Below are 23,742 nucleotides of genomic sequence, written 5' to 3'. Positions count from 1 at the left end.
GAGTGTTTGGTCGCACTCTCATTTTACTCACTTGGATTCAGGCTTTCTCATTTGCTGCCATTTATGGGACAGCAGTGGCCGTTATCGGTGCCGGCAGCGCCGGCCTGACAGCCTATCGAAGTGCCCGCCAACACACGGACTCGGTGCTGCTGATTGATCCGGGCCCGCTGGGGACCACTTGCGCCCGCGTTGGCTGCATACCCAGCAAACTGTTGATCGCGGCCGCCGACAGCGCCTGGCATATGCGGCATGCAGACCGGCTCGGCGTCAGTGCCGGCACAATTCAGGTAGATGGCGTACGCGTGATGCAGCGTGTGCGCCAGATGCGTGACCGCTTTGTGGGCAAGGTATTGAAAGGCATGGAATCCATTCCGGGTGAGGATCAGCTCAAGCAGACCGTTCGTTTCGCCGGTAACCATCTGCTTGAAACAGCCGAAGGCGAACAGATTGAGGCTGAGCGCATCGTCATTGCGACAGGGTCCCGCCCGTCCGTGCCACGCATGTTACAGGCTGCCGGTACGCGCCTGCTGGTCAACGATGACCTGTTTGAACTGACTGATCTGCCTCAATCGGTCGTAGTATTCGGCCCCGGCGTGATCGGGCTGGAGCTGGGACAGGCCTTACATCGACTGGGCGTAAGGGTTCGCATGTTCGGCATTGGTGGCGCCATCGGCCCAATCGAAGACGAAGCCATTCGTCAGGCAGCACTGGAACAGTTCGGTCAGGAGTTTCCGCTGGACCCGGATGCACAGGTTACTGCAATTCAAGAAACCGAAATCGGAGTGGAGGTGTCTTTCCAGACTGCAGACGGCGACTCCGTTACCGAAACCTTTGACTACCTGCTCGCCGCAACAGGACGCCGCCCCAACGTCGACCAGCTTGGACTGGAGCACACCGATCTGGAACTGGACACCCACGGTGTGCCCAGGTTCGACCCGCATACACTGCAATGCTCGGCTGAGCACATCTTTATCGCCGGCGACGCCAACAACGACCTGCCACTACTGCACGAGGCCTCTGATGAAGGGGCCATTGCCGGTCGCAACGCGGCCCTGCTGCCGGAGATCCAGCCGGGGCACAGAACCGTGCCACTGGCCATCGTGTTCTCGGACCCGCAGATCGCAACCGTTGGCCTGCGTCCTTCCCGCATCGAAGCGGAATACACCAATCACTATGCCGTAGCCAGGTTCGATTTTGCCGACCAGGCGCGTGCCAAGGTACTGGGCCGGGACCGCGGCCTGATGAAAGTCTGGGCAGAAAAGGAAAGCGGCACCCTGCTAGGAGTCGAAATACTGGGGCCGGATGCCGAACATCTGGCACACCTTCTGGCCTGGGCGATACAGCAACGCCTCAGCGTTCGGGACCTGCTGCAGATGCCCTACTACCATCCGGTGCTGGAAGAAGGGATTCGCAGCCTGTTGAGGGACCTGAAAAGTCGTCTTTGAAGGACGTATGCCCACATGATCGGCCACCCGCGCGGCCTGGTCGATCAACCGTTCATAACATTCCCCCCAAAGTGACACATGGATAATAACGCACTGACACTCAAAATCGCCCTGAAGCATGCCTCTGTTCGACGAGTCCTCTTCTTCAGCACACTGATGGCACTGGCTACAGGCTGGTTGGGTGGTCAGCTGACGCGTCCGGTACTGGGCATGGAAGTCACGTTTCACAACGTCAGCACACAAATGATCGAGTCGATTCAGCTCGACTTCGGCAGTGCTGCCAGCCAATCACGTATCCAGGCCTTCCGCCTGCCCCCGGGTGAAAGCCGAACCCTGGCACTGAATCATACTCCCGGCATGGGGTTTAATGTACAGATCCTATATCGGGACGGTCGCAAACAGGAATTTTGTGCCCTGCGCGGTGATGACCGGACCCAACCCGAACTGCCCCTCAGACCCTAAGACACACAATCCCGGGAGGCGCATAAATCAATTGACCCCGGCTCGCGTTGTGATACCGTACTAGTACATGAATACAACTCACTTGAACGAGCTGCTCGATCATCTGCTGGAACGGCAGGATCGCAGCGACATGGAAGATACCCTGCGCTACCTGCTGACCCCGGCGGAACTGACCGAGGTCTGCAATCGCCTGCAGATTCTGCGCATGCTGGAAGCCGGTGTGCCGCAGCGGGAGATTGCCAAACAGCTCGGCGTCGGCATCGCTACCGTCACTCGCGGGGCACGCGCCCTGAAGATCAAACAGCAACAGAGGCAAACATGAGCCAGAAACCGGCCCGCATCAAGCTGCCGCGCAAGCCGCATTACGTCACGCTGGCGGCAGACATCGACTTCTTTGGCCTGTTCAAGAAGATCGAGAAACGCTTCGACAACTGCTTCATGCTGGAGTCACTGGGCGAGGAAAGCTTCATCTCGCGCCACTCCATCATCGGCTTTGATCCGGAGCAGATCCTCTGGGCCACCGAGGGCGAGTTGCATGTGCAGGACCGTGACGGCGAGGTGCAGAGCTACGCCAGCGAGAACCCCTACTACCTGCTGCGCGAGATCGTGCCGCAGGACATCATCTCGCGGAAGTATGCCGGTGGTCTGACCGGTTATATCGGCTACGATTGCATGAACTACTTCGAGCCGAGCCTCAATCTGCAGCACAGCGACATGTTCGACGTGTTCCGCTTCGGCGTGTTCAAGGATGGTCTGATTCTCGACAAGATGACCGGCGAAGTGATCTATTTCCACTACGATGACAGCCGCATGGGGATGATCGAGCAGATCCTGGCCGAGCCCGCCGTGGAAAACGGTCCGCTGACAGTAACGCCGATGGGCGAAACCATGACTCAGGAGGAGCATGCGGCGGCGGTGATGAAAGTGAAGCAGGACATCATCGACGGCAAGATTTTCCAGTGCGAGGTGGGCTTCAAGAAGCGCTTCCGGCTGGAAGGCGACAGCATCAACCTGTACGAGCAACTGCGTGAAGTGAACCCCTCACCGCAGATGTACTACGTCAAGTTTGGCGAGCAGAAGCTGATCGGGGCCAGCCCCGAACTGCTGTTCCGCCTGCGCCAGGGCGAGATGGAGACCTTCCCGCTGGCCGGGACCACCAAGCGCGGTGCCAACGAGGTGGAAGACACCCAGTACGCCCGCGCCCTGCTGAACGATCCGAAAGAGATCGCCGAGCACAACATGATCGTGGACCTGCACCGCAACGACATCGGCCGCGTGGCCCGTTTCGGCACCGTGAAGGTCCGCAGCCTGATGGATATCAAGCGGTTCAGCCACGTACAGCATATTTCCAGCGAGATTGTCGGCATCATCTCCGAAGATCACGACATGTTCTCGGCACTGGCCAGCAACTTCCCTGCCGGTACCCTGACCGGTGCGCCCAAGATCGAGGCGATGAAGATCATCGACGATCTGGAATGCGATGGTCGCGGCCCCTACGGCGGTGCCGTGGGCCACTTCTCGTTCAACGGTGACTGCACCTTCGCCATCCCGATCCGCACCGTGTTCGCCAACGGCGAAAACGCCTATGTGCAGACCTGCGGCGGCAACGTGTATGACTCCAACCCGGAGGACGAATACGAAGAGATCCGGCGCAAGTTCGCCGGCACCAAGAAGGTTCTGGATCAATTCGCGGCGGAGGCCAAGGCATGAAGATTTATATCATCGACAACTACGACTCCTTCACCTACAACCTCTACCAGTACATCGGCGAGATTCTGAGTACCGAACAGCATCAGGGTCGCCTCGACAGCTTCGAGATTGTGGTCAAGCGCAACGATGAGGTGACACTGGCCGATCTGCGCGCGGCCGTGCCGGACCGCATCATCATCTCGCCGGGGCCGGGCTCCCCTGAAGATCCGGAATACTTCGGCGTCTGCGCCGAGGTGATCCGCGAGCTGGGGCCGCAGATTCCTTTGCTGGGTGTTTGCCTGGGCATGCAGGGCATTGTGCATGTATTCGGCGGCAAGGTGGTGAAGGCACCGCTGCCGATGCACGGCAAGATAAGCCCGATCAGCCACACCGCCGAAGGCGTGTTCGCAAACACCCCGGACCAACTGGAGATCATGCGCTATCACTCGTTGATGGCCGAAGCGGAAAGCCTGCCGGCGTGTCTGGATGTGACGGCGGTGGTAGGTGATCTGCCGCGGGACAGTTTCACCGACCATGCCCGTATCCATCAGGGTGGCGAGTTTGAAATCATGGGCGTACAACACCGTGATTATCCGATCCACGGCATCCAGTTCCACCCGGAATCCTTTGCCACCGAAGGCGGCAAGGAGCTGATTGCCAACTTCCTGTTTCAGGCCTGACCCTTTCGGCACCGGTGTATCTGCCGCCGGTGCCACCGCCCTGCCCCTTCACACAGGATAACGCGCTACACTCCTCTCTTGAGACACACCCGGTTGTTCTCAACAGATGAAAGGAGCCCCCGTGCAACCCATTATTCAAATCCAGGGTGTCGGCAAGACCTATGACTCGGGCTTCAGCGCCCTGAAGTCGATCGACCTGGAGATCCGGCGCGGCGAGATTTTCGCGCTGCTGGGTCCCAACGGCGCCGGCAAAACCACCCTGATCAGCATTATCTGCGGCATCGTCAACGCCAGCGCCGGCCGCGTGCTGGCCGATGGCATGGATATCGTGCAGGACTACCGACAGGCGCGCAGCCTGATCGGTCTGGTGCCCCAGGAACTGACCACCGACGCCTTTGAAACCGTCTGGGATACGGTGTCCTTCAGCCGCGGCCTGTTCGGCAAACCGGCCGACCCGGCCTACATCGAGAAGGTCCTGCGCCAGCTATCGCTCTGGGACAAGCGCAACGCCAAGATGCTCGCCCTGTCCGGCGGGATGAAACGGCGCGTGATGATCGCCAAGGCCCTGTCACATGAACCGAGCATTCTGTTTCTGGATGAACCCACCGCCGGCGTCGACGTGGAGCTGCGCCGCGACATGTGGGAGATGGTGCGCGGGCTGCGCGAGAACGGTGTCACCGTGATTCTCACCACCCACTACATCGAAGAAGCCGAGGAGATGGCGGACCGCATCGGCGTCATCAACCGAGGGGAATTGATTCTGGTGGAGGAGAAAGAAATGCTGATGCAGCAGCTTGGGCAAAAGCAGCTCTACCTGATGCTGCAAACCCCGCTGGATGCCCTGCCGGCCTCGCTCGGTCAGTACAACCTGAGTCTGAATGACGAGGGCACTCAACTCACCTACACCTTCGATGCCCACCATGAAACCAGTGGCATTGCCGAGCTGCTGCGCAGCCTGTCGGAGCTGGGTATCGACCTGAAAGACCTGCAGTCCAAACAAAGCTCACTGGAGGAGATTTTCGTCAGTCTCGTCCATCGACCGGAGGAGTCCGCATGAACCTCAATGGCGTTCGCGCGATCTACACGTTCGAGATGAACCGCACCCGCCGCACGCTGATGCAGAGCGTGATCTCGCCGGTGCTGTCCACATCGCTCTATTTCATCGTTTTCGGCACCGCCATCGGTTCGCGCATGGGCGAGATCGACGGGGTCAGCTACGGCGCCTTCATCATCCCCGGCCTTTTGATGCTGTCACTGCTGAGCGAAAGCATCTCCAACGCCTCCTTCGGCATCTTCTTTCCGAAGTTCTCCGGCACCATCTACGAGGTGCTGTCGGCGCCGGTCTCGCCATTTGAAATTCTGGCAGGCTATGTGGGGGCCGCAGCCACCAAGTCCCTGATTATCGGCACCCTGATACTGGTGACGGCACGCCTGTTCGTGGATTACAGCATCGCCCATCCGGTCTGGATGCTGGCCTTCCTGCTGCTGACCGCGCTGACCTTCAGCCTGTTCGGTTTCATCATCGGGGTCTGGGCCAACGACTTCCAGCAGTTGCAGGTGATTCCGCTGATGGTGATAACGCCACTGACCTTCCTCGGCGGTGCCTTCTATTCGATCAACATGCTGCCCGAGCCCTGGCAGACCCTGACCCTGTTCAACCCGGTGGTGTATCTGATCAACGGCTTTCGCTGGGCCTTTTACGGCGTGGCCGACGTACACATGGGTGTGAGCCTGGGCATGACGCTGGTATTCCTGTTGATCTGCATCGCCACGGTCTGGTGGATCTTCCGCACCGGCTATCGCATCAAGCCCTGATCAGTCATGCGATGAGGTCAGGTGAGCGAGGGTAAGCGGATCAGGCTCGCCCTCGTAATACTTCTCCAGCACCTGTTCGAACACCGAGCCCGGCGCGTCCACCTGTGCAAACAGCGTCGCACAGGAGCGCAGCTTGAGATCGTCCGGGGAGCCCAGCATTTCATGGGCACTGCGCCCTTCTACGGCCAGCAGCGCCCGACAGCACTCACGCAGCCGCTCGCCCAGCAGCGGATGCTGCAGATAGGCCCGCGCCTCTTCGACACCGGAAAGCCCGTAATGGCGGGCCATGCCGCTGCGGCCCAACACCGCCAGCTGCGGCAGGATGTACCAGATCCAGTGACCGCGCTTGCGCCCGGCCTTCAGCTCGGCCAGTGCCTGTGAATAGGTCGCGTCCTGCGCCTCTACAAAACGCTCCAGATTGAACGGGTCGGATACCGCCATCGCCCACCTTCCAACTTTTGAAGTCCGCTTCTGTCACTCCTACATCTATAGCCGGGTAGATAAATCATCACAAACAGGTTAACTTGTGTGCATTAGTTTCTAAGGTTGCAGGACATGGCTCATCATTCCATGCACATAAGCCACTGGCGCCTTTCGATCGGTCAGCACTGGTCGCGCAGCATCCGTGGCATCGCCATCCCCCCGCCCCAGGCCATCAGTTCTCACTGATCTGGCCCGATTCCTATTGCTCAATCGGTTACTGTTTTGCTGCCTGCTGGCTGCGGCTGAGTGTGCCTGACGCACGCCTGAACGCTGCCTGCCTGCGCACCCGATAGCACCTGCGTTGGCCCCTGAAGGGCGACGTGTTCACTGGCCAGATCTCTCACAACAGGTTTGTTCATTTCCTGACAGGAGTATCTCGCCATGAAACTGATGACGGCTGGCGAAGCCATGATTGAATCCGCCGTAGCCAACGGCGTCGACACCGTATTCGGCATTCCGGGTGCCCAGATCTACCCGCTGTTCGACGGCATCTACAAACACGACCTCAACCTGATCGTGCCCCGCCACGAGCAGAGCGCGGCCTACATGGCCATGGGCTATGCCAAATCCACCGGCAAAACCGGCACCTTCGCAGTGGTGCCCGGCCCCGGTATTCTCAACACCACCGCCGCCCTCTGTACCGCCATGGGCAACTGCAGCCCGGTGGTGGGGCTGACCGGCCAGGTGCCAACCCCCTTTGTGGGCAAGGGACGTGGCCACCTGCACGAACTCAAGGATCAGGCCGGCACGCTCAGATCGATCACCAAGGACGCCTTTACCATCGATGACCCGGCTCAAACCGCTGAGGTGATGAACCGTGCGTTCGACACCGCGCAATCGGGCCGCCCGGGTCCGGTCACCGTGGAGATGTGCTGGGACACCATGGCTACCGAAGGCACCTTTGCGGCACCGGCCAGCGCCTCAACCAGAATGCCTGAGCCCGATATCAGCCCTGACTCGATCAAGTCGGCGGTGGATATGATCGCCAAGGCCCGCAAGCCCATGCTGATGTGCGGTGCCGGCGCCCTGCACGCTTCCGAGGAAGTGACCGCTCTGGCGGAGCTGCTGAATGCACCGGTAACGGCCTTCCGCAGTGGCCGCGGCGTGGTATCGGAAGATCATCCGCTGGGCCTGTCCGCCGTGGCCGCTCGCCAGTTGTGGGACGACTGCGATCTGTTGATCGGGATCGGCTCACGGCTGGAGATGCCCTACCTGCGCTGGGGCAACTACATGCAGTACGAACGCCGCCCCAGTAGTGGCCCCCGGCTGATCCGCATCGATATCGACCCGGACCAGATGGAGATCTTCGCGCCGGATCTGGGCATCCTGGGTGACGCGGCCCAGGTCTGTCGGGCGCTGCATGATCAGTTGCTGGACAAGGTCTCGCCCGACCCGGACCGCACCGAGCAGATCGCAACGGCCAAGGCCAGGGCCTGGAGTGCCCTGCAAGGCGTGCAGCCGCAGATGGCCTATCTGGACGTGATCCGCCAGGTGCTGCCACGTGACGGCTTCTATGTGCCCGAGCTGTCGCAAATGGGCTTTACCACCTGGGTGGGGGGCCTGCCGGTGTATCAGCCCCGCACCTACGTGGAAGGCGGCTATCAGGGTACGCTGGGATACGGCTTCCCCACCGCGCTGGGCGTGAAAGTGGCCAACCCGGACAGGGCGGTGGTGTCCGTCAGTGGTGATGGCGGCTTCATGTTCGGCGTGCAGGAGTTGATGACTGCGGCCGAGTTCAACATCGGACTGGTCAGCATCGTGGTCAACAACCACTCCTACGGCAATGTGCGCCGCGACCAGCAGCAGGGCTTTGGCAGTCGGTTCAGCGGCTCCGAGCTGAAGACGCCGGACTTTGTGAAGCTGGCGGAAAGCTTTGGCGTGCAGGCTTACCGGGTCGACAGTCCTCAGGCACTGAAGCCGGTGCTGGAGAAGTGCATCGCCCTGGATGAGCCCTGCCTGATTGAAATCCAGTCCGAGCGCGGCCTGGAAAGCTCCCCCTGGCCCTTCATTCACCCGCAGGGACCGCTGGAATCGGCCTGATCGTCAGGATGCGTTAGAATGCAGGCATTTGGAGCCGGCCGGCCCACCGGTCGCGGCTCCCCTGCCCACTCACTCCAATAAGAAGAGAGCACCATGGCGATTTACGAATATGACGGCCAGCGCCCCGAGGTGGACGCCAACGCCTACGTTCACGAACAGGCCACGCTGATTGGTCGCGTTACACTGGAAGCGGGGGCCAGCATCTGGCCGCAGGCGGTTCTGCGCGGGGATAATGACCCGATCACGATCGGCAGCGGCAGCAACGTGCAGGACGGCGCCGTGCTGCATACGGACCCTGGCTTTCCGCTGGAGGTCGGTGCGGATGTGACCATCGGCCATCAGGCGATGCTGCACGGCTGCAGCATTGGGGATAACTCGCTGATCGGCATTCAGGCGGTGGTTCTGAACGGGGCCAAAATCGGCAAGAACTGTCTGATCGGCGCAGGCGCACTGGTCACCGAGGGCAAGGAATTTCCGGACAACTCACTGATTCTGGGCAGCCCGGCCAAGGTGGTACGCCAGCTCGATGACGACGCGATCAAGGCGCTGCGTGCCAACGCCCAGTCCTATATCGGCAAGGCGCGCGAATACCCGGCCAAGCTCAAGCGCATCGACTGACCCAGCGGGCTACTCGTCGTCATAGCCCTTGAGCAGGCGGCGCAGATACCAGAACAGCCCCACCGCCAGCAGCGGCACCAGCAGGCTCAGGCCCAGTGAAAGCTGACGCTCCAGCTCGGTGTCGCCCAGCAGATTGCGCAGGGTGCGGTCGATCAGGTCGAACGCATAGTAGGTCACCACAATGACCGTGAAGCTTTCCAGCTTCGCCTGCATGCGGATCTGCCGCCGCGCCCGCTTGTTCAGCCCCTCCAGCAGGTTCTTGTTCTGGCCCTCGATGGACAGATCGACCTGCGAGCGAATCAGATCGGTGGAGCGTGCGATCCGTTTCGACAGCCGCTCCACCCGCTCGCCGGTGGTCCGGCAGGTCCGTCGTGCCGGGTCCAGCCGTCGATCCATGAACTGCTCGATGGTCTGAATGCCTTCCAGACGCTCCTCGCGCAGCTCTTCGATCCGGCTGTACAACAGCGCGAAGTAGGCTTCAGAAGCCGCCAGTCGGTTGGCACTGCGGGCTGACAGGTCTTCCACCCGTGCCGCCTGCTGCATCAACTGGTGCACCAGCTCGGCCGGCTCCTGTCGCGCCTCGGCAATCGATGCCACCGTTTCCGCCAGCGACTGATCCAGCCGCGTCACTTCCGGCATCACCTCGGCGCTCAACGGCAGCCCCAGCAGGGCCATGTGACGATAGGTTTCAATCTCGCAAACCCGCTGCAACAGACGGCCACAGCGATACTCGATCATTTTGGGGTGCTGCAGCACCAGCACCCGGCTCATGCGGCTGTCGGGGCGTTCCCGAAAGTCCGTATACACGCGACCGGCAGCGCCCATGACCGAGCTGCCCGACACCTGATGATCACCGAAGTGCTCCGTGAGCAGTGCCTCAAGCGCCGCCTCCGTCTCCACAACGGGCTGGCACACCACCTCAACGCCGCACAGGTAAGCGCCCGGCAGGGCGGCCCGCTCTGTCTCACCCCAGTGCGGAATGGCAAGGGTTTCCAGTGCGTAGAGGGTCAGACTGTAAAACTCGCTGTGGGGCTCGAACCGAAGCGCATGGCGGGCATTGCGGGTAAAGAAAAACCCTTCGTCCTGTTCCGGTGCGGGAAGCTGCCAATCCGCAGCCAACTGACGGACGGCCCGATTCACCTCATGCTCTGTGGCGCCGTCATAGAGGATCGCCTTGTGCGACAGCGCCAGTGGCGCGTGGAGCTTCTGAAACGGGCGGGCGTGGACTTCGGCCACAATTTGGTCACGCAAGGAGTGGTCATGCATACTGCGGGCTCCAATCAACGGCAGCAACGGCGGAATCATCCCAGCATACCATGGACCAGCCCAACCAGACCCTTGCCGTCAGCCTTGACGACTGTCCCCAATGGCACGGAGGCATCGAGCATTACGCGGTGTGGTGCCTGCCGGTCGAAGACCCCGCGTGGATCACGTTTATTCACAGAGCGCAGTCTGCGCTGTCCCCCTGGCTGCACCCGAGTTATCAGCGCCAGCCGCATATCACCCTGTTTGCTGCCGGGCTTGTGGATAAGAAATCAAACCTCGAGGCGATGCTGGCTGCACAGATCCAGTCACTGGAGTTATACAGTCTATCCCCAGTGTTATTAACACCCTCGGCGTTATCCACTTTTTCCACCGCCCCCTGGCTTGGACTGACAGACCCGAACGGTCAACTGAACCGGCTGCGGAGCCGGCTGAGTCAGGTGTTCTGCGAGGACTCGCCACCGGCCCGCTATCAGCCCCATATCACGCTGGGTTTCTACCGGGAGACTTATCCACTGGCGCCCATTCACACGGCGTTGAATCAGCTCAGCAGCGATGCGCTCAGGCTGCCCCCACTGCGGCTGGACCGGTTACACCTGTGTTATTACCGCACCCGGGAGGTTCAGGGCCGCTTGTGGATAAAAAAGACGGTGATATTGGCTGACAGAGCAGAAGCCCCGTCAGCGGGGGCTCAGCTCCAACAGTCCTTCCGAGGTACGAGACAGGTCTTCCAGCTCGCTGGCCAACAGGCTGACAAAGGCACGGGTTAACGCGGAGCGCGCCCGGTGGCGCGGAAATATGATGGAATAGCGGTAGTCGATGCGCGGAGCAAAACGCTTGACGACGATGCCAAGGCGGCGGTAGTGCAGCGCCGTAATCGGGTCGACGATGGAAACGCCGTTGCCCGCCAGCACAAAGGCACACGCGGCGTAGTGCAGCTGGGTATCAATCAGTTGCTGACGCGACACACCGGCCTGATCAAACACATTGTCGATCTTGTAGCGCAGGTCCTGCTCCGACCCCAGGCTGATAAAGACTTCATCTTCCAGATCCTGAGGCGTAATCACCTCCTTGTCGGCCAGCGCATGCCCCTGCGGCAGCACACAGACCATGGCGCTGCTGGCCAGGCTCTCTTCCTCGATCGCCGAATCGGTCAGATGAATAGCCGAGATCACCCCCATGTCAAAGTCCTGACTGGCGACCAGATCCACCACCTGCTGGGTACTGCGAACCTGAAGGCTGAGAGAGACATTCGGATGCTCGTCACTGAACCGGCGTGCCACCGCCGGCAGAAACTCCACTGACGCCGCCGGCATGGAAGCGATCCTCAGCGAGCCCAGATGCAGCCCACGAAGCTCTTCGGCCGCGCGCGAGAGCTGTTCCAGCGAGACGAAGGCGCGCTCCACTTCCTCGTAAAAAAAACGGGCTTCCGGGGTGGGGACAAGGCGGCGCTTGTGGCGCTCGAACATCTGCACGCCCACGGTGTCCTCGAAATCACTCAGCAAACGGCTGACAGCGGGCTGGGAGATATAGAGAATGTTCGCTGCACCGCTGGTGGTGCCACTGATCATGACGGCCCGAAACGCCTCGATCTGTCGATAGGTCAGCTTGGCCACATCCCCTCCTCCTGCGACAACTTGATAACATCATATTATCAATTAATACAAACAAACGATTTGATGTTATCGCATGAAATCCCCAAGATTTCATCCATAGTCACACATTGCCTAAGGGCAAATAATAATTATAACCGGAGAACGCTTATGGAACGTCTGTTCCGTTATGTACTGACCGCTCTGATCAGTCTGGTTGCGCTGTTCCAGTTTGTGCAGGTGCTGACGCGTTATATCTTCGAGCTTCCCGTCATGGGGCTGGAAGAGATGGCCGTCATCCCCACCATCTGGCTCTACATTCTTGGCAGCGTCAATGCGTCCCGTGAAGATACCCAGATTCGTGCCAACGTGCTGGAGATCTTCCTCAAGACCGACCGCAGCCGTGCCGTGCTGCTGGCGATCTCGGACCTGATCAGCATCATCGTCTCGGTCTGGATGACCCTCTGGGCCTGGAAATATTTCAGCTACGCCCTGCGGGTCTGGAAGGAAACCCCCACCCTCTACATCCCGACCTTCACCTACGAATCCGCGCTGTTTATCGGCCTGGTGCTGATGACCCTGTTCACCGCCTGGCACTTCTGGCGCAACATCGCCTTCCTGCTGGGCTGGCGCAAGACACCGGATCATCCTGTGGATGACGACTACCCCGAAACACCCGAAGTTCAGGAATTTCAGGTGCTCTCCGACGCACATGAGGAATCCAAACGATGATTGAGATTGCACTGCTTGCCTTCGCGGTACTGGTCATTCTGCTGACTCTGGGTGTCCCCCTGCCCTACTGTTTCGGTGCGGGCCTGATGGTGATGACCCTGGTGGGTGAAGCCACCATGCGCGGCATGATGCTCTGGGGCTTCAGCCAGCTCACCAACCCGGTTCTGCTCGCGATTCCACTGTTCGTCTTCGCCGGCACCATCATGAGTGTCAGCGGCATAGCCGGCAGCCTGTTGAACTTCGTCAACGTCTTCGTGGGACGTGTTCGCGGTGGCCTCGGCGTCGTGGCCTCCATCAGCTGCGCCATTATCGGTGCCATCTCCGGCAGTGGCCTGACCGGTGTGGCGGCCATCGGCCCGTTGCTGATCCCCGAAATGGAAGCCAAGGGCTATCCCCGTGCCTATGCCACGGCCCTGATCGCCAACTCCTCCATTCTGGGTCTGCTGATTCCGCCCAGCGTGACCATGATCGTCTATGGCTGGGTGACGGATACCTCGATCCTCGCCTGCTTCCTGGCCACACTCGGCCCGGGCCTGCTGATCATGTTCAACTTCTCCATCGTCAACCTGGTGGTATCGCGCAAGTTCCCGCTGATCCTCGATCAAAAGCTGCCGTTCGACAAACTGATGCGCGAAGCCGGCAAGCGGACCTTTAATGCGCTGCCCGCACTGCTGATGCCCGTGATCATTCTGGGCGGTATCTACGGCGGCATCATGACGCCGACCGAAGCCGCTGCCGTGGCCGTAATCTACGCCCTGCCGGTCGGCTTCATGATCTACCGCGGCCTGACCTGGAAGACCCTGCTGGAATCCGGCAAGGAATCCGCCACCGCGGTCGGCTCCATCCTGATCATGATTCTGTTCAGCCTGATGCTGAGCCAGATCTACGTGCTCGAAGGCATTCCGCAGGCACTGGTGGATTCCATCTTCGCCATCACCGAAAACAAGGTGGTGCTGCTGATCCTCATCAACCTGTTCCTGTTCGGTATCGGCATGGTGGTGAACGACATCACCGCCATCATTCTGACCGCTCCGCTGCTGCTGCCGCTGATGTCAGCACTGGGCGTCAGCCCGATCCAGTTCGCCGCCATCATGGGTGTGAATACAGCCATGGGGGGTGTGACACCGCCGTACGCCAGCATCCTGTACCTTGGTGCCCGTATCGGCAAGGTCAAGTTCACCGAGGTGGTCAAGCCGGCCATGATGCTGATCCTGTTCGGCTACATCCCGGTGGTTGTGCTTGTTTCCGTATGGCCCGATCTGTCCGAGTTCCTGCCCGGCCTGTTCGGTTACTGATCTACCGCTCGACTCACGAAACCAGGAGATAACAATGAAAAAGTCCCTGTTCAAAACCGCGGCTCTGGCCGCAGCCCTGTCAGCATCTATCACCACCATGGCGGAAGCCGCCACGCTGAAACTGTCGCACGTGCGTCCTCAGGACACCGCGATTGACGTTGACGCGACCCGTTTCGCCGATCAGGTGAGTGCGGCAACCGATGGCGAGATCAAGGTCAAGATCTTCCCGGCCAGCGCTCTGGGTGATTACACCGTGGTACAGGAACGTGTCGGTCTGGGTGCCATCGACATGGCCGTACAGCCGCCGGCCTCCGGTGCCGACAAGCGCTTCCAGCTGGTCTACATGCCTTACCTGGTGAAGAACTGGGACGATGCCGAGCGTGTATTCGCCAAAGGCTCCCCCATGCGTGACGTGGTGTCCGAGCTCTACGCCAAGCAGAACATCCGCGTACTGGGTGCCTGGCCGGTCTACTTCGGTGGCATCGCCCTGAACCAGGAAGTGCCCAATGCGGCCGATCCGACCGCCGACAAGGGTGCCAAACTGCGTGTACCGCCGATCAAGACCTTCCAGCTGACCGCTGACAACATCGGTTTCATCGGCTCGCCGCTGCCCTTCTCTGAAGCGTTCACCGCCGTACAGACCGGCGTTGTGGATGGCGTCATGGGGTCCGGCGCCGAAGGGTACTACGCCTCTTTCCGCGACGTGACCAAGTACTACCTGCCGCTGAACACCCATTTTGAAATGTGGTACCTGCTGATCAACGAAGAGATCTACAGCGAACTGGATGAGGAGCAGCAGGCGGCACTGAATGCGGCTGCCGAGCAGTTTGAATCGGCCCGTTGGGAAACCGCACGCGGCGATCAGGCCCGTAACGAGAAACTGCTGGAAGAGGCGGGTGCCACCATCCTGCCGGTGTCGGATGAGCAGATCAACAAAACCGCCGAGATCGTGCGCAAGCAGGTATGGCCGGAAGTGATCAACGACATCGGTGCCGGCTGGGCGACCGACGTGCTTGACCGCGTAATGAAGTAACTCCCCCGAGCCCGGCCGCCGGTCGGGCTCCGTATTTTTCAGAAGGTAAGTATCCATGCAGGCGACTCATCACAGTGCCCGCACAGCAGACCTTTGCCTGATCGGAGGCGGCCTTGTGGGGCTGGCCACCGCACTGGGACTGCAGCGGCACGGCCTGAACGTCACCATCCTCGATGAGGCTGACGTGGCGCTGCGGGCGTCCCGCGGCAACTTCGGTCTGGTCTGGGTACAGGGCAAGGGCGACACCCTGCCCGAGTATGCGCAGATCTCACGTCTGTCGGCACGTCTCTGGTCCGATCTGGCCAGCCGGCTGCGCGAAGACACGGGGATCGATGTCGAGCTGCAGCAACGCGGCGGGCTGTATCTGTCTCTGACCGAGCAGGAAGTGGCCGACCGTGAAGCCATGCTGTTGCGCATGCGCGAGGCGGCGGGCGGCGACTACCCGTTTGAACGTCTGGACCTGCAACAGGTACGTGATTTCATCCCCGAAGCCGGACCGGAAGTGGCAGGCGCCACCTGGTGCCCGGAAGACGGACACGTAAACCCGCTCAAGTTGATGCGTGCGCTGACCGAGGCGTTTCTCAAGCACGGCGGTCAAATCGCCAACAGCGGTCGAGTGGAGTCGATTACCCCGCTCGCTCAGGGATTCAAGATCCAGACCCCCGAGGGGGAATGGCAGTGTCAGAAAGTGGTCCTCAGCGCCGGGCTGGGGAACCGGACGCTGGCACCGATGGTGGGCCTGGACGCGCCGGTGTTTCCGAACCGGGGTCAGGTCCTGATCGCGGAACGGGTGCGCCCCTTCCTGCACTACCCCACGGGACACGTGCGTCAGACCGGCGAAGGCACCATTCAGGTCGGCGACTCCAAGGAGGACGTGGGCTTCGACAGTGGCACCACCACCGAGGTGATGGCGCAGATTGCCGACCGCGCCACCCGCATGTTCCCGATTCTGCGCGGCCTGCGCATGGTCCGCGCCTGGGGCGCCCTGCGCATCATGACCGCAGATGGCTACCCCTTGTATCAGGCGTCCGAACAATACCCGGGCGCCTATCTGGTGACCTGCCACAGCGGCGTCACCCTGGGGGCATTCCACGCAGGGCCACTGGCCGACTGGATTGCCACCGATCAAACCGATCTGCCGTTGGAGGTGTTCAATGCCCAACGCTTCTGAGTTTCCTCGCATCGAAACCGGGGCGGCCGAATGGGTCGAGGTTGAAGTGGATGGCCAGCCGATTCAGGTGCGCGCCGGAGACAGCGCGGCCGCGGCCGTACTGGCAGCCGGACTGGTGCCCTCGCGCTCGACCCCGGTCAACAACAGCCCACGCGCCCCCTACTGCATGATGGGCGTTTGCTTCGAGTGCCTGCTGGAAATTGACGGCACGGAAAATGTGCAGGGCTGTATGACAGAAGTGCGCCCCGGCATGCAGATTCGTCGCCAGCAGGGCGCGCGCCACGCTGAACCGGTTACCCATGAGGACAGGCAGTCATGAACTCTGACACTTACGATCTCGCCATTGTGGGCGCGGGTCCGGCCGGCATGGCGGCGGCACGAACCGCTGCCGCACAGGACCTGAGTGTGGTACTGCTGGACGAGCAACCGGCCCCCGGTGGCCAGATCTACCGCAGCATCCGCCGCCCGGCGCCGGAAGACCGCCGCATTCTGGGCCCGGACTACTACCACGGCGAAACACTGGTACGCGATCTGGATCATTCGCGTATCGAATACCGCCCCGGCACGACAGTCTGGGCACTGGATGACGACCACACCCTCTGTGCATCCAGCCCCGAGGGCAGCACCCGCATTCACGCTCAGCGCATCCTGCTGGCCACCGGTGCTCAGGAGCGCCCCGTGCCCTTCCCGGGCTGGACACTGCCGGGCGTGATGACCTGTGGTGCCGCCCAGATCCTGCTCAAGTCCAGTGGTCTGGTGCCCTCACAGCCGCTGGTGCTGGCGGGCAGCGGACCTCTGCTGCTGCTGATTGCGGCTCAGCTGCACCGTGCCGGCGTTGCGATTGAGGCGGTGCTGGATACCACGCCGGCCGGTCACCAGCTGGACGCACTGCCCCATTTGCCGGGTGCCCTGCGCAACCTGCCCCTGTTGTGGAAAGGTCTGGGCCTGTTGCGCGAACTCAAGCAGGCCGGTATCCAGCGCTTCGCACAGGTGTCTGACCTGAGGGCGCTGGCTAATGAAGAGGGCCGCCTGCATCAAGTCCAGTTCCACGCCGATAATGCGACCCATCGCCTGCCGGCCCAGTCACTGCTGGTCCATCAGGGCGTTGTCCCCAATGTGCAGCTCAGCCGCGCACTGGGGCTGGAACACCGCTGGCACGAACTGCAGCAGTGCTGGCATCCGGTGACCAACGACTGGGGCGAAACCTCCCGCGAAGGGGTCTTCATCTCCGGTGACAGTGCCGGCATTGCTGGTGCCAAGGCGGCCGAGCAGGCCGGTACGCTGGTAGCGCTGGAAGTAGCCCGCCAGTTGAACCGTTTGAGCACCACCCAACGGGATGAGCAGGCACGCCCGGCCCTCAAGGATCTGGCCAGGGAACGAGCCATTCGTCCCTTTCTGGATGCGCTCTACCAGCCGGCACGCAGCTTTCTCTCGCCTGCGGACGAGACACTGGTCTGCCGCTGTGAAGAGGTCAGCGCCGGGGAGCTGCGCCAGATGGTGGACGAAGGCTGCCGGGGCCCCAACCAGACCAAGGCGTTCTGTCGCAGCGGCATGGGCCCCTGCCAGGGACGTCTCTGTGGCCTGACAGTTTCCCAGGTCATTGCCGAGCGACGGGGTGTGCCCGTCGACGAGGTCGGTTACTATCAGATCCGCATGCCGATTAAGCCGCTCACGCTGGGTGAGCTGGCAGATCTGCACAAATAATTGTTAAACCCAACCCAACAGGAACTACCCATGTCCATTACGCGCCATGAAACCGCGAAACGCATGAGCCGCGCCGTTGTCCACAACAACACCGTTTATCTGTGTGGACAGGTCGCCGAAGACCGCACTGCCGACATCACCGGCCAGACTGAAACCATGCTGGCCAAGGTCGATGCTCTGCTGGAATCGGTCAACAGCGACCGTGAACACATCCTGTCTGCCACCGTTTACCTGCGCGACATGAAGGATTTTGCTGCCATGAACGCTGTCTGGGATGCCTGGGTACCTGAAGGCCACGCCCCGGCCCGTGCCTGCGTGGAAGCGCGCATGGCCAGCCCGGAGCTGCTGGTTGAAGTGTCCGTCATAGCCGCCGTGAAGGCCTGATGACATTGGGCAGGCTCGGCAAGGGCCTGCCATTTTTCCTCTCCGTTTATCGCCTGTCTATCCTCTGCACAAAAACTAGACACCCGGTCTAATTGTTCCGATAATTCGGGCAGTTGTTGTCAGCCGAGTCCTTATGAGCACCCATACGCCCGACCGTCCCCGCCGCCGTGGCCGTCCCCCCAAGGACAGTGCACGCCCCTATGCCGAAACCCGCAACGCCCTGATTCAGGCCGGACTCGCCGTGCTGACCGAAAAGGGTTACAGCTCCGTCGGCATCGACGAAATCCTGCGCTCGGTGGGGGTTCCCAAGGGCTCGTTCTATCACTACTTCAAAAGCAAGGAAGTGTTCGGGCAGGAGCTGATCAGCGCCTATGGCCTGTATTTCGCACGCAAGCTCGACCGTTTTCTGCTGGACGACAGCCTGTCGCCGCTGACGCGTATCCGCCATTTCGTGCAGGATGCCAGTCAGGGCATGGCCCGCCACGATTTCAGACGAGGCTGCCTGATCGGCAATCTGGGACAGGAGATGAGCCTGTTGCCGGAGTCATTTCGGGCACAGCTGAAAGAAGTGTTTGAAGACTGGCAGGCGCGTACCGCCAGTTGCCTGCGCGATGCCCAGGCCTGTGGAGAAGTGGCCGCCACGCTGGACCCGGACCAGTTGGCCGAATGGTTCTGGACCGGTTGGGAAGGGGCGGTTCTTCGGGCCAAGCTGGAAGCCTCCTCCGAACCGCTGGAGCGGTTTACCGAAGGCTTTTTCCAGTTACTGCAGGCACACGCCGGGCGCTGAAGCCTCAGCTCTCCCGGCGCTGCCGATACACTCAGCGGGGCTGGAGACCGAGGCTGTAGAACTCGTCATTCGGGCGCATGCTGGTCACATTGGCCATGCGGTTGGACAGGCCGAAGAACGACGCGATACCGGCAATATCCCAGATATCCTCCTCGTCAAAGCCGTGTTCCTTCAGGGTAGCGAAATCCTCTTCACCCACCGCGTAGGCCTGCATGGACACCTTCACGGCAAAGTCCAGCATCGCCTTCTGACGCGCGCTGATATCGGCCTTGCGGTAATTCACCGCGACCTGATCCGCAATCAGCGGATCCTTGGCCCGCACCCGCAAAATGGCACCGTGGGCCACCACACAGTACTGACACTGGTTCAGGTTGCTGGTGGCGACCACGATCATTTCACGCTCGGCCTGCGTCAGGTTGCCCGGCTTGTCCATCAGGGCATCGTGGTAGGCAAAGAAGGCTCGAAACTCCTCCGGTCGGTGCGCCAGCACCAGAAAAACATTGGGCACAAACCCCGCCTTCTCCTGCACGGCCAGAATACGGTCGCGGATATCCTCCGGCATCTCCGACAACTCCGGCACCGGGAAACGGCTGATGGCAGCCTGCTGCTGTTCACTCATGGTGACAACTCCTTGTTGATGAAACGCATTCAGTCAGACGGGCTCTGCACCCGATGCATTATTCGCCGGCCACCGGCACCACGATGCGGCCACGGATCTGGCCTTTCATCATCAGCGGCGCCTGATCAATCACCTGCTCAAACGGCACTTCGGCGATCAGGTTTTCCAGCTTGTTGATATCCAGATCCTCAGCCAGACGCTTCCAGGCCTGCAGACGCTCAGCCTTGGGCGCCATCACGCTGTCCACACCCACCAGCGTAACGCCGCGCAGAATGAAGGGCGCAACCGTCGCCGGGAAGCCCATACCGGCCGCCAGACCACAGGCCGCCACTACACCACGGTATTTCATCGCCGCACAGACGTTGGCCAGCACCTGACCACCGGCCACATCGATGGCACCGGCCCACTGCTCTTTCGCCAGCGGACGGCCTTTCTCGCTGTACTCGGCTCGGTCCACGATGCTGGAGGCACCCAGCATCTTGAGGAAGTCGGCCTCTTCCGGACGCCCGGTCATGGCCGCCACTTCGTACCCCAGCTTGGCCAGCACAGCCACGGCTACACTGCCGACACCGCCGGCAGCACCGGTCACCAGAATCGGACCGTCTTCGGGCTTAACACCCTGCTTCTCCAGCGCCAGCACACAGAGCATCGCCGTATAGCCGGCAGTCCCCAGCCCCATCGCCTGACGCTGGGTAAACGGCGCCTGCAACGGCACCAGCCACTCTCCCGGCACACGCGCCTTCTCGGACAGGCCGCCCCAGTGCTTCTCACCCACACCCCAGCCGTTCAGGACCACCTGATCGCCCGGCTTGAAGTCGGGGTTGTCAGATGCCTCAACCACGCCGGAAAAGTCGATGCCCGGCACCATGGGGTAGCTTTTGGCAATCGGCGCACTGCCGGTCAACGCCAGCGCGTCCTTGTAGTTCATGGTGGTGTACGCCACCCGCACGGTTACATCACCCTCGGGCAGCTGGGCTTCGTCCAGCTCCTTGAATGCAACGGTCTGCTGATCTTCTACCTTGTCGAGTACGATAGCCTTGAACATGGTTCCTCCTGCATGCTGAACGTTAGCGGCCGCAAGCCGGCCCGATTAATTAGACGACCGTCTAATTAATCCCATAAAAAAGTCTCGGTGTCCACACATTCTGGCTGCTAATTGTGATTTGTGCACATCTGTCAGGTCAGATCCTCGTAGGGGTTGTACGCGACTTCCCAGTAATGCCCCTCCGGGTCCTGGAAGTAACCGGAATAACCGCCCCAGAAAGCCTCCGCCGCCGGTTTGACGAGCACCGCACCAGCGGAGACTGCCTGTTTGAGAACAGCATCCACCTCTGATTTACTGGCAACATTGTGAGCCAGCGTAATGCCGGAAAAACCGGCCTGATCCGATACGGCTATTCCGATATCTTTCGCCAACGCCTCCCGCGGATAGAGCGCCAGCCAGGTGCCTTCCAGACTGAAAAAGGAGATATCGCCACCGTCGAAAACGTACTTCGGCAGCCCCAGACCTTCGGCATAAAAACGCGTGGCGCGATCAAGATCATCCACTCCAAGCGTGATAATACTGATTTTCGGTTTCATACTGTCCTTCCCTGCCCGGTAGAAACTTGCGTTGCCTCAGTGGCGGTACGCCGCATATCCGCACTTTGTATGCTGGGCTCTTAGAACCCCGAATTGGGCTGCTTAAGGAACGCTTGCTCTTCTTCAGTGGACTCCCGCCCCAGAATCGTATTTCTGTGTGGATAACGGCCAAATCGGTCAATAATGACCTTATGCTTGTACTCAAAATCCAGATTATTTTGAATGCCCAAGGCTTTATAGAGCTTAACGGCCTCGACATGAATCAACCTGGACTCGCTGTGCATAAATGGCATATACAAGAAAGAGCGCTGCACATCCGATAGCTGTCGGTCCAGGCCTTTGGAGATTGCACATTGCGCCAGGGCAAGCGCCATAGAATCACTGGCAAATGCACTTGGCGTGTCACGAAAGATATTGCGAGAAAACTGATCCAGCACGATAACCTCGGCGAGGCTCCCAAGCGCTGTTTCCCGCCATGCAAACAGCTCGCCGGCTTTAGCCTGGCGATGAAGATCGCCAAAACGGTTCCGGATCATGGAATCCATGATCCTCGTCCTTCTGCCACCATTGCCTGGGCTCCAGCTCGTTAAACCAGAAATCCATGACTTCGTTGAACATTCTGCCGCTCCATTTACGCCTCAATATAGAGCATATATTCAGAGGTTGGGGCAAAGCCGAGGTTCCGACCTGAATTCCAGACAAAAAAAAGGCCCCGAAGGGCCTTTTGTCTCTGGAGAACTATCAAGTCTTGCTGGTCGCCTGGCTGGCCTGATACGCCGGAATCATCTGCTCTTCCGGCTCTTTGCCAGACGAACCCGGTCCGCTGCTCAGACCCATTGAAGTGTGACCAGGACCGAATTCCGGGTAGGCCTGCATGCCGCATTCGCTGACATCCATGCCTTCCATTTCTTCTTCGTCGGTGACGCGCAGTCCCATGACCGCCTTGATCACCAGCAGGACGATAAAGCTGGCGGTGAACATCCAGGCGAAGGTGGCAGCCATGCCGATCAGCTGACCGGTGAAGGTCGCGCTGTCGTTGCTCAGAAGTACCGCGAAGATACCCCAGATACCGGCAGAGCCGTGGACGGAGATGGCACCCACCGGGTCGTCCAGTTTCAGCTTGTCCAGCGCCAGGACGGACGCGACAACCACTAGGCCACCGATGGCACCGATGATGGAGGCCAGACCTGCAGACGGCATCAGCGGTTCAGCGGTGATCGCGACCAGACCGGCCAATGCCCCGTTGATGGTCATGGTCAGGTCGGTCTTGCCGAACAGGGCGCGGGCAAACAGGGCCGCAACGACCATACCGGCCGCCGCCGCTGCGTTGGTGTTGACGAAGATCTTGGCCACCGCGTTGGCTTCTTCCACGTTGGCGATCTTCAGCTCGGAGCCGCCGTTGAAGCCGAACCAGCCCATCCACAGGATGAACATGCCCAGTGTAGCCATCGGCAGGTTGGCACCCGGAATGGCGCGCACTTCACCGTTCTTGCCGTATTTGCCCTTGCGCGGACCAACCAGGATGACCGCTGCCAGCGCCGCCGCAGCACCGGCCATGTGCACAACCACAGAGCCTGCGAAGTCCTGGAAGCCCAGCTGATCCAGGAAGCCGCCGCCCCACTTCCAGTAACCTTCCACCGGGTAGATCACGGCAACCATGACGACGGCGAAGGTCAGGAACGGCCAGAGCTTCATGCGCTCGGCCACGGCACCGGACACGATGGACATGGTGGCCGCCGCGAATACCGCCTGGAAGATGAAATCAGCCATGCCGGAGTAGTACGGCGCGTCATCGCCGCCCGCTACGACAGATTCAGTGGTGTTGTCGGCACCGAGCAGGAAATCGATGCCCGGAATCACCGAGCTGATCGGGTTGGCGGGGTACATCACGTTGTAGCCCACCAGCAGATAGACGATACAGGCCACCCCGTAGAGCAGGGCGTTCTTGTTCAGAATTTCGACCGTGTTTTTGGCCCGCACCAGACCGGCCTCAAGCATGGCGAAACCTGCCGCCATCCACATGACCAGTGCGGTACACATCAAGAAGTAAAACGTATCCAGGGCGTACCCCAGTTCCAGCACCATGCTGTCCATATCATTCTCCCGAAGGTGATTTGGTTTCCCGGTCAGCTGCGCCTTACAAGGGCATTGCTGACTTTTCCCAAAAGGATATTTTGTTTCCTGCAATGAATAAGCAAAGGCCGGGCCAGTTTTACAACTATCTGTTTTATATGTGTAATTTCTTCATTTACTGTGACGCGCCCTGCCCCGGTGTACAAAAATGAAGCAACCGGGAGTGCACAGGGGCCATAAGAGGGCATACCGGCAGTGTGGATAAGGGAAGTGAGC

General features: G+C 60.5%; 25 protein-coding genes and 1 pseudogene. 18 read left to right on the top strand and 8 right to left on the bottom strand.

All coding sequences use genetic code 11. The features are described from left to right. The first annotated feature begins 2 nt into the window (after positions 1-2). The 7 genes from H9C73_RS01295 (at position 3) to H9C73_RS01265 (ending at position 6,091) form a co-directional block, all read left to right on the top strand. On the top strand, positions 3-1,445 hold the full coding sequence (locus H9C73_RS01295) for a dihydrolipoyl dehydrogenase (protein ID WP_407944002.1): 1,443 nt from the start codon (positions 3-5) through the stop codon (positions 1,443-1,445). 78 nt (positions 1,446-1,523) lie between these two features. Beyond that, on the top strand, positions 1,524-1,907 hold the full coding sequence (locus tag H9C73_RS01290; RefSeq protein WP_209285959.1) for a hypothetical protein: 384 nt from the start codon (positions 1,524-1,526) through the stop codon (positions 1,905-1,907). Positions 1,908-1,974: 67 nt separating this feature from the next. Further along, complete coding sequence (locus H9C73_RS01285) at positions 1,975-2,229, top strand: Trp family transcriptional regulator (protein ID WP_209285958.1); 255 nt, start codon at positions 1,975-1,977, stop codon at positions 2,227-2,229. After that, entirely contained in the window at positions 2,226-3,617 is a 1,392-nt protein-coding gene (locus H9C73_RS01280) for an anthranilate synthase component I family protein (RefSeq protein ID WP_209285957.1), read from the top strand. Before H9C73_RS01285 ends, H9C73_RS01280 begins: the two co-directional genes overlap by 4 nt. Then, complete coding sequence (locus H9C73_RS01275) at positions 3,614-4,276, top strand: anthranilate synthase component II (RefSeq protein ID WP_209285956.1); 663 nt, start codon at positions 3,614-3,616, stop codon at positions 4,274-4,276. Before H9C73_RS01280 ends, H9C73_RS01275 begins: the two co-directional genes overlap by 4 nt. A gap of 121 nt (positions 4,277-4,397) precedes the next feature. Next, on the top strand, positions 4,398-5,333 hold the full coding sequence (locus H9C73_RS01270; RefSeq protein WP_209285955.1) for an ABC transporter ATP-binding protein: 936 nt from the start codon (positions 4,398-4,400) through the stop codon (positions 5,331-5,333). After that, positions 5,330-6,091 (top strand): ABC transporter permease, encoded by a 762-nt coding sequence (locus tag H9C73_RS01265; RefSeq protein WP_209285954.1) that lies wholly within the window; start codon positions 5,330-5,332, stop codon positions 6,089-6,091. The genes H9C73_RS01270 and H9C73_RS01265 overlap by 4 nt, the downstream gene beginning before the upstream one ends. On the opposite strand, the gene H9C73_RS01260 is transcribed toward H9C73_RS01265, so the two are convergent. Then, positions 6,092-6,532 carry a DUF1810 domain-containing protein gene (locus tag H9C73_RS01260; RefSeq protein WP_209285953.1) on the bottom strand — a complete coding sequence of 147 codons (441 nt, stop codon included), beginning with the start codon at positions 6,530-6,532 and terminating at the stop codon, positions 6,092-6,094. It abuts the gene before it with no gap. A gap of 423 nt (positions 6,533-6,955) precedes the next feature. On the opposite strand from H9C73_RS01260, the gene H9C73_RS01255 reads away from it, so the two are divergent. Together H9C73_RS01255 and H9C73_RS01250 are read left to right on the top strand one after the other, a co-directional pair. Then, on the top strand, positions 6,956-8,614 hold the full coding sequence (locus H9C73_RS01255) for a thiamine pyrophosphate-dependent enzyme (RefSeq protein ID WP_209285952.1): 1,659 nt from the start codon (positions 6,956-6,958) through the stop codon (positions 8,612-8,614). Positions 8,615-8,707: 93 nt separating this feature from the next. Then, complete coding sequence (locus tag H9C73_RS01250; protein WP_209285951.1) at positions 8,708-9,232, top strand: gamma carbonic anhydrase family protein; 525 nt, start codon at positions 8,708-8,710, stop codon at positions 9,230-9,232. A 9-nt stretch (positions 9,233-9,241) separates the two neighbouring features. On the opposite strand, the gene H9C73_RS01245 is transcribed toward H9C73_RS01250, so the two are convergent. After that, positions 9,242-10,498 (bottom strand): DUF3422 domain-containing protein, encoded by a 1,257-nt coding sequence (locus tag H9C73_RS01245; protein ID WP_236013997.1) that lies wholly within the window; start codon positions 10,496-10,498, stop codon positions 9,242-9,244. Between the two features lie 50 nt (positions 10,499-10,548). Between H9C73_RS01245 and H9C73_RS01240 the strand changes: the two genes are divergently transcribed. Beyond that, a complete protein-coding gene (locus tag H9C73_RS01240; RefSeq protein ID WP_209285950.1) occupies positions 10,549-11,265 on the top strand; it encodes a 2'-5' RNA ligase family protein in 717 nt (238 codons plus the stop codon). Here H9C73_RS01240 and H9C73_RS01235 read toward each other — a convergent pair. Further along, positions 11,176-12,111: a LysR substrate-binding domain-containing protein gene (locus H9C73_RS01235; protein WP_209285949.1), complete on the bottom strand. Its 936-nt coding sequence runs from the start codon at positions 12,109-12,111 to the stop codon at positions 11,176-11,178. The two genes, H9C73_RS01240 and H9C73_RS01235, sit on opposite strands and share 90 nt — an antisense overlap. 147 nt (positions 12,112-12,258) lie before the next feature. Between H9C73_RS01235 and H9C73_RS01230 the strand changes: the two genes are divergently transcribed. The 8 genes from H9C73_RS01230 to acuR all read left to right on the top strand — a co-directional run bounded on the left by H9C73_RS01230 (position 12,259) and on the right by acuR (position 19,193). Continuing rightward, positions 12,259-12,819, top strand: coding sequence for a TRAP transporter small permease (locus H9C73_RS01230; RefSeq protein WP_010324777.1), 561 nt, complete (start codon positions 12,259-12,261; stop codon positions 12,817-12,819). After that, positions 12,816-14,114, top strand: a complete 1,299-nt coding sequence (locus H9C73_RS01225) for a TRAP transporter large permease (RefSeq protein ID WP_209285948.1) — start codon at positions 12,816-12,818, stop codon at positions 14,112-14,114. The genes H9C73_RS01230 and H9C73_RS01225 overlap by 4 nt, the downstream gene beginning before the upstream one ends. Before the next feature lie 34 nt (positions 14,115-14,148). Beyond that, the gene (dctP, locus tag H9C73_RS01220) at positions 14,149-15,147 is read left to right on the top strand and encodes a TRAP transporter substrate-binding protein DctP (protein ID WP_209285947.1); all 999 of its coding nucleotides are present in this window, start codon (positions 14,149-14,151) and stop codon (positions 15,145-15,147) included. 55 nt (positions 15,148-15,202) lie between these two features. Further along, a complete protein-coding gene (locus tag H9C73_RS01215) occupies positions 15,203-16,318 on the top strand; it encodes an NAD(P)/FAD-dependent oxidoreductase (RefSeq protein ID WP_209285946.1) in 1,116 nt (371 codons plus the stop codon). Further along, positions 16,302-16,637 carry a (2Fe-2S)-binding protein gene (locus H9C73_RS01210; RefSeq protein WP_209285945.1) on the top strand — a complete coding sequence of 112 codons (336 nt, stop codon included), beginning with the start codon at positions 16,302-16,304 and terminating at the stop codon, positions 16,635-16,637. Before H9C73_RS01215 ends, H9C73_RS01210 begins: the two co-directional genes overlap by 17 nt. Next, the gene (locus tag H9C73_RS01205) at positions 16,634-18,022 is read left to right on the top strand and encodes an FAD/NAD(P)-dependent oxidoreductase (RefSeq protein WP_209285944.1); all 1,389 of its coding nucleotides are present in this window, start codon (positions 16,634-16,636) and stop codon (positions 18,020-18,022) included. The genes H9C73_RS01210 and H9C73_RS01205 overlap by 4 nt, the downstream gene beginning before the upstream one ends. Positions 18,023-18,052: 30 nt before the next feature. Continuing rightward, positions 18,053-18,406: a RidA family protein gene (locus tag H9C73_RS01200; protein WP_209285943.1), complete on the top strand. Its 354-nt coding sequence runs from the start codon at positions 18,053-18,055 to the stop codon at positions 18,404-18,406. A 133-nt stretch (positions 18,407-18,539) separates the two neighbouring features. Beyond that, on the top strand, positions 18,540-19,193 hold the full coding sequence (acuR, locus tag H9C73_RS01195) for an acrylate utilization transcriptional regulator AcuR (RefSeq protein WP_209285942.1): 654 nt from the start codon (positions 18,540-18,542) through the stop codon (positions 19,191-19,193). Between the two features lie 31 nt (positions 19,194-19,224). Here acuR and H9C73_RS01190 read toward each other — a convergent pair whose 3' ends face one another. The 5 genes and pseudogenes from H9C73_RS01190 to H9C73_RS01170 all read right to left on the bottom strand — a co-directional run bounded on the left by H9C73_RS01190 (position 19,225) and on the right by H9C73_RS01170 (position 23,487). Further along, on the bottom strand, positions 19,225-19,812 hold the full coding sequence (locus H9C73_RS01190) for a peroxidase-related enzyme (protein ID WP_209285941.1): 588 nt from the start codon (positions 19,810-19,812) through the stop codon (positions 19,225-19,227). Positions 19,813-19,870: 58 nt separating this feature from the next. Next, complete coding sequence (acuI, locus tag H9C73_RS01185) at positions 19,871-20,857, bottom strand: acrylyl-CoA reductase (NADPH) (RefSeq protein WP_209285940.1); 987 nt, start codon at positions 20,855-20,857, stop codon at positions 19,871-19,873. 131 nt (positions 20,858-20,988) lie between these two features. Beyond that, the gene (locus H9C73_RS01180; RefSeq protein WP_209285939.1) at positions 20,989-21,393 is read right to left on the bottom strand and encodes a VOC family protein; all 405 of its coding nucleotides are present in this window, start codon (positions 21,391-21,393) and stop codon (positions 20,989-20,991) included. A gap of 80 nt (positions 21,394-21,473) precedes the next feature. Further along, a pseudogene (locus tag H9C73_RS01175) lies at positions 21,474-22,011 on the bottom strand (DUF924 family protein). A gap of 123 nt (positions 22,012-22,134) precedes the next feature. After that, positions 22,135-23,487: an ammonium transporter gene (locus H9C73_RS01170; protein ID WP_209285938.1), complete on the bottom strand. Its 1,353-nt coding sequence runs from the start codon at positions 23,485-23,487 to the stop codon at positions 22,135-22,137. Between the last annotated feature and the right edge of the window lie 255 nt (positions 23,488-23,742).

The organism is Marinobacterium alkalitolerans (genome assembly GCF_017776525.1).
GTDB classification, from domain to species: domain Bacteria; phylum Pseudomonadota; class Gammaproteobacteria; order Pseudomonadales; family Balneatricaceae; genus Marinobacterium; species Marinobacterium alkalitolerans.
The sequence above is the reverse complement of the archived record's forward strand: the minus strand, read 5'-3'. Positions and strand labels throughout refer to the sequence as shown.

Bases quoted from the DNA above. Each gene is read 5' to 3' on its own strand.
- H9C73_RS01230 (WP_010324777.1), top strand. From the start codon at position 12,259: ATGGAACGTCTGTTCCGTTATGTACTGACCGCTCTGATCAGTCTGGTT.
- H9C73_RS01240 (WP_209285950.1), top strand. From the start codon at position 10,549: ATGGACCAGCCCAACCAGACCCTTGCCGTCAGCCTTGACGACTGTCCC.
- H9C73_RS01190 (WP_209285941.1), bottom strand. From the start codon at position 19,812: ATGAGTGAACAGCAGCAGGCTGCCATCAGCCGTTTCCCGGTGCCGGAG.
- H9C73_RS01200 (WP_209285943.1), top strand. From the start codon at position 18,053: ATGTCCATTACGCGCCATGAAACCGCGAAACGCATGAGCCGCGCCGTT.
- H9C73_RS01215 (WP_209285946.1), top strand. From the start codon at position 15,203: ATGCAGGCGACTCATCACAGTGCCCGCACAGCAGACCTTTGCCTGATC.
- H9C73_RS01210 (WP_209285945.1), top strand. From the start codon at position 16,302: ATGCCCAACGCTTCTGAGTTTCCTCGCATCGAAACCGGGGCGGCCGAA.
- H9C73_RS01285 (WP_209285958.1), top strand. From the start codon at position 1,975: ATGAATACAACTCACTTGAACGAGCTGCTCGATCATCTGCTGGAACGG.
- dctP (WP_209285947.1), top strand. From the start codon at position 14,149: ATGAAAAAGTCCCTGTTCAAAACCGCGGCTCTGGCCGCAGCCCTGTCA.
- H9C73_RS01260 (WP_209285953.1), bottom strand. From the start codon at position 6,532: ATGGCGGTATCCGACCCGTTCAATCTGGAGCGTTTTGTAGAGGCGCAG.
- H9C73_RS01250 (WP_209285951.1), top strand. From the start codon at position 8,708: ATGGCGATTTACGAATATGACGGCCAGCGCCCCGAGGTGGACGCCAAC.
- H9C73_RS01245 (WP_236013997.1), bottom strand. From the start codon at position 10,498: ATGCATGACCACTCCTTGCGTGACCAAATTGTGGCCGAAGTCCACGCC.
- H9C73_RS01265 (WP_209285954.1), top strand. From the start codon at position 5,330: ATGAACCTCAATGGCGTTCGCGCGATCTACACGTTCGAGATGAACCGC.
- acuI (WP_209285940.1), bottom strand. From the start codon at position 20,857: ATGTTCAAGGCTATCGTACTCGACAAGGTAGAAGATCAGCAGACCGTT.
- H9C73_RS01205 (WP_209285944.1), top strand. From the start codon at position 16,634: ATGAACTCTGACACTTACGATCTCGCCATTGTGGGCGCGGGTCCGGCC.
- acuR (WP_209285942.1), top strand. From the start codon at position 18,540: ATGAGCACCCATACGCCCGACCGTCCCCGCCGCCGTGGCCGTCCCCCC.
- H9C73_RS01280 (WP_209285957.1), top strand. From the start codon at position 2,226: ATGAGCCAGAAACCGGCCCGCATCAAGCTGCCGCGCAAGCCGCATTAC.
- H9C73_RS01180 (WP_209285939.1), bottom strand. From the start codon at position 21,393: ATGAAACCGAAAATCAGTATTATCACGCTTGGAGTGGATGATCTTGAT.
- H9C73_RS01170 (WP_209285938.1), bottom strand. From the start codon at position 23,487: ATGGACAGCATGGTGCTGGAACTGGGGTACGCCCTGGATACGTTTTAC.
- H9C73_RS01255 (WP_209285952.1), top strand. From the start codon at position 6,956: ATGAAACTGATGACGGCTGGCGAAGCCATGATTGAATCCGCCGTAGCC.
- H9C73_RS01290 (WP_209285959.1), top strand. From the start codon at position 1,524: ATGGATAATAACGCACTGACACTCAAAATCGCCCTGAAGCATGCCTCT.
- H9C73_RS01225 (WP_209285948.1), top strand. From the start codon at position 12,816: ATGATTGAGATTGCACTGCTTGCCTTCGCGGTACTGGTCATTCTGCTG.
- H9C73_RS01275 (WP_209285956.1), top strand. From the start codon at position 3,614: ATGAAGATTTATATCATCGACAACTACGACTCCTTCACCTACAACCTC.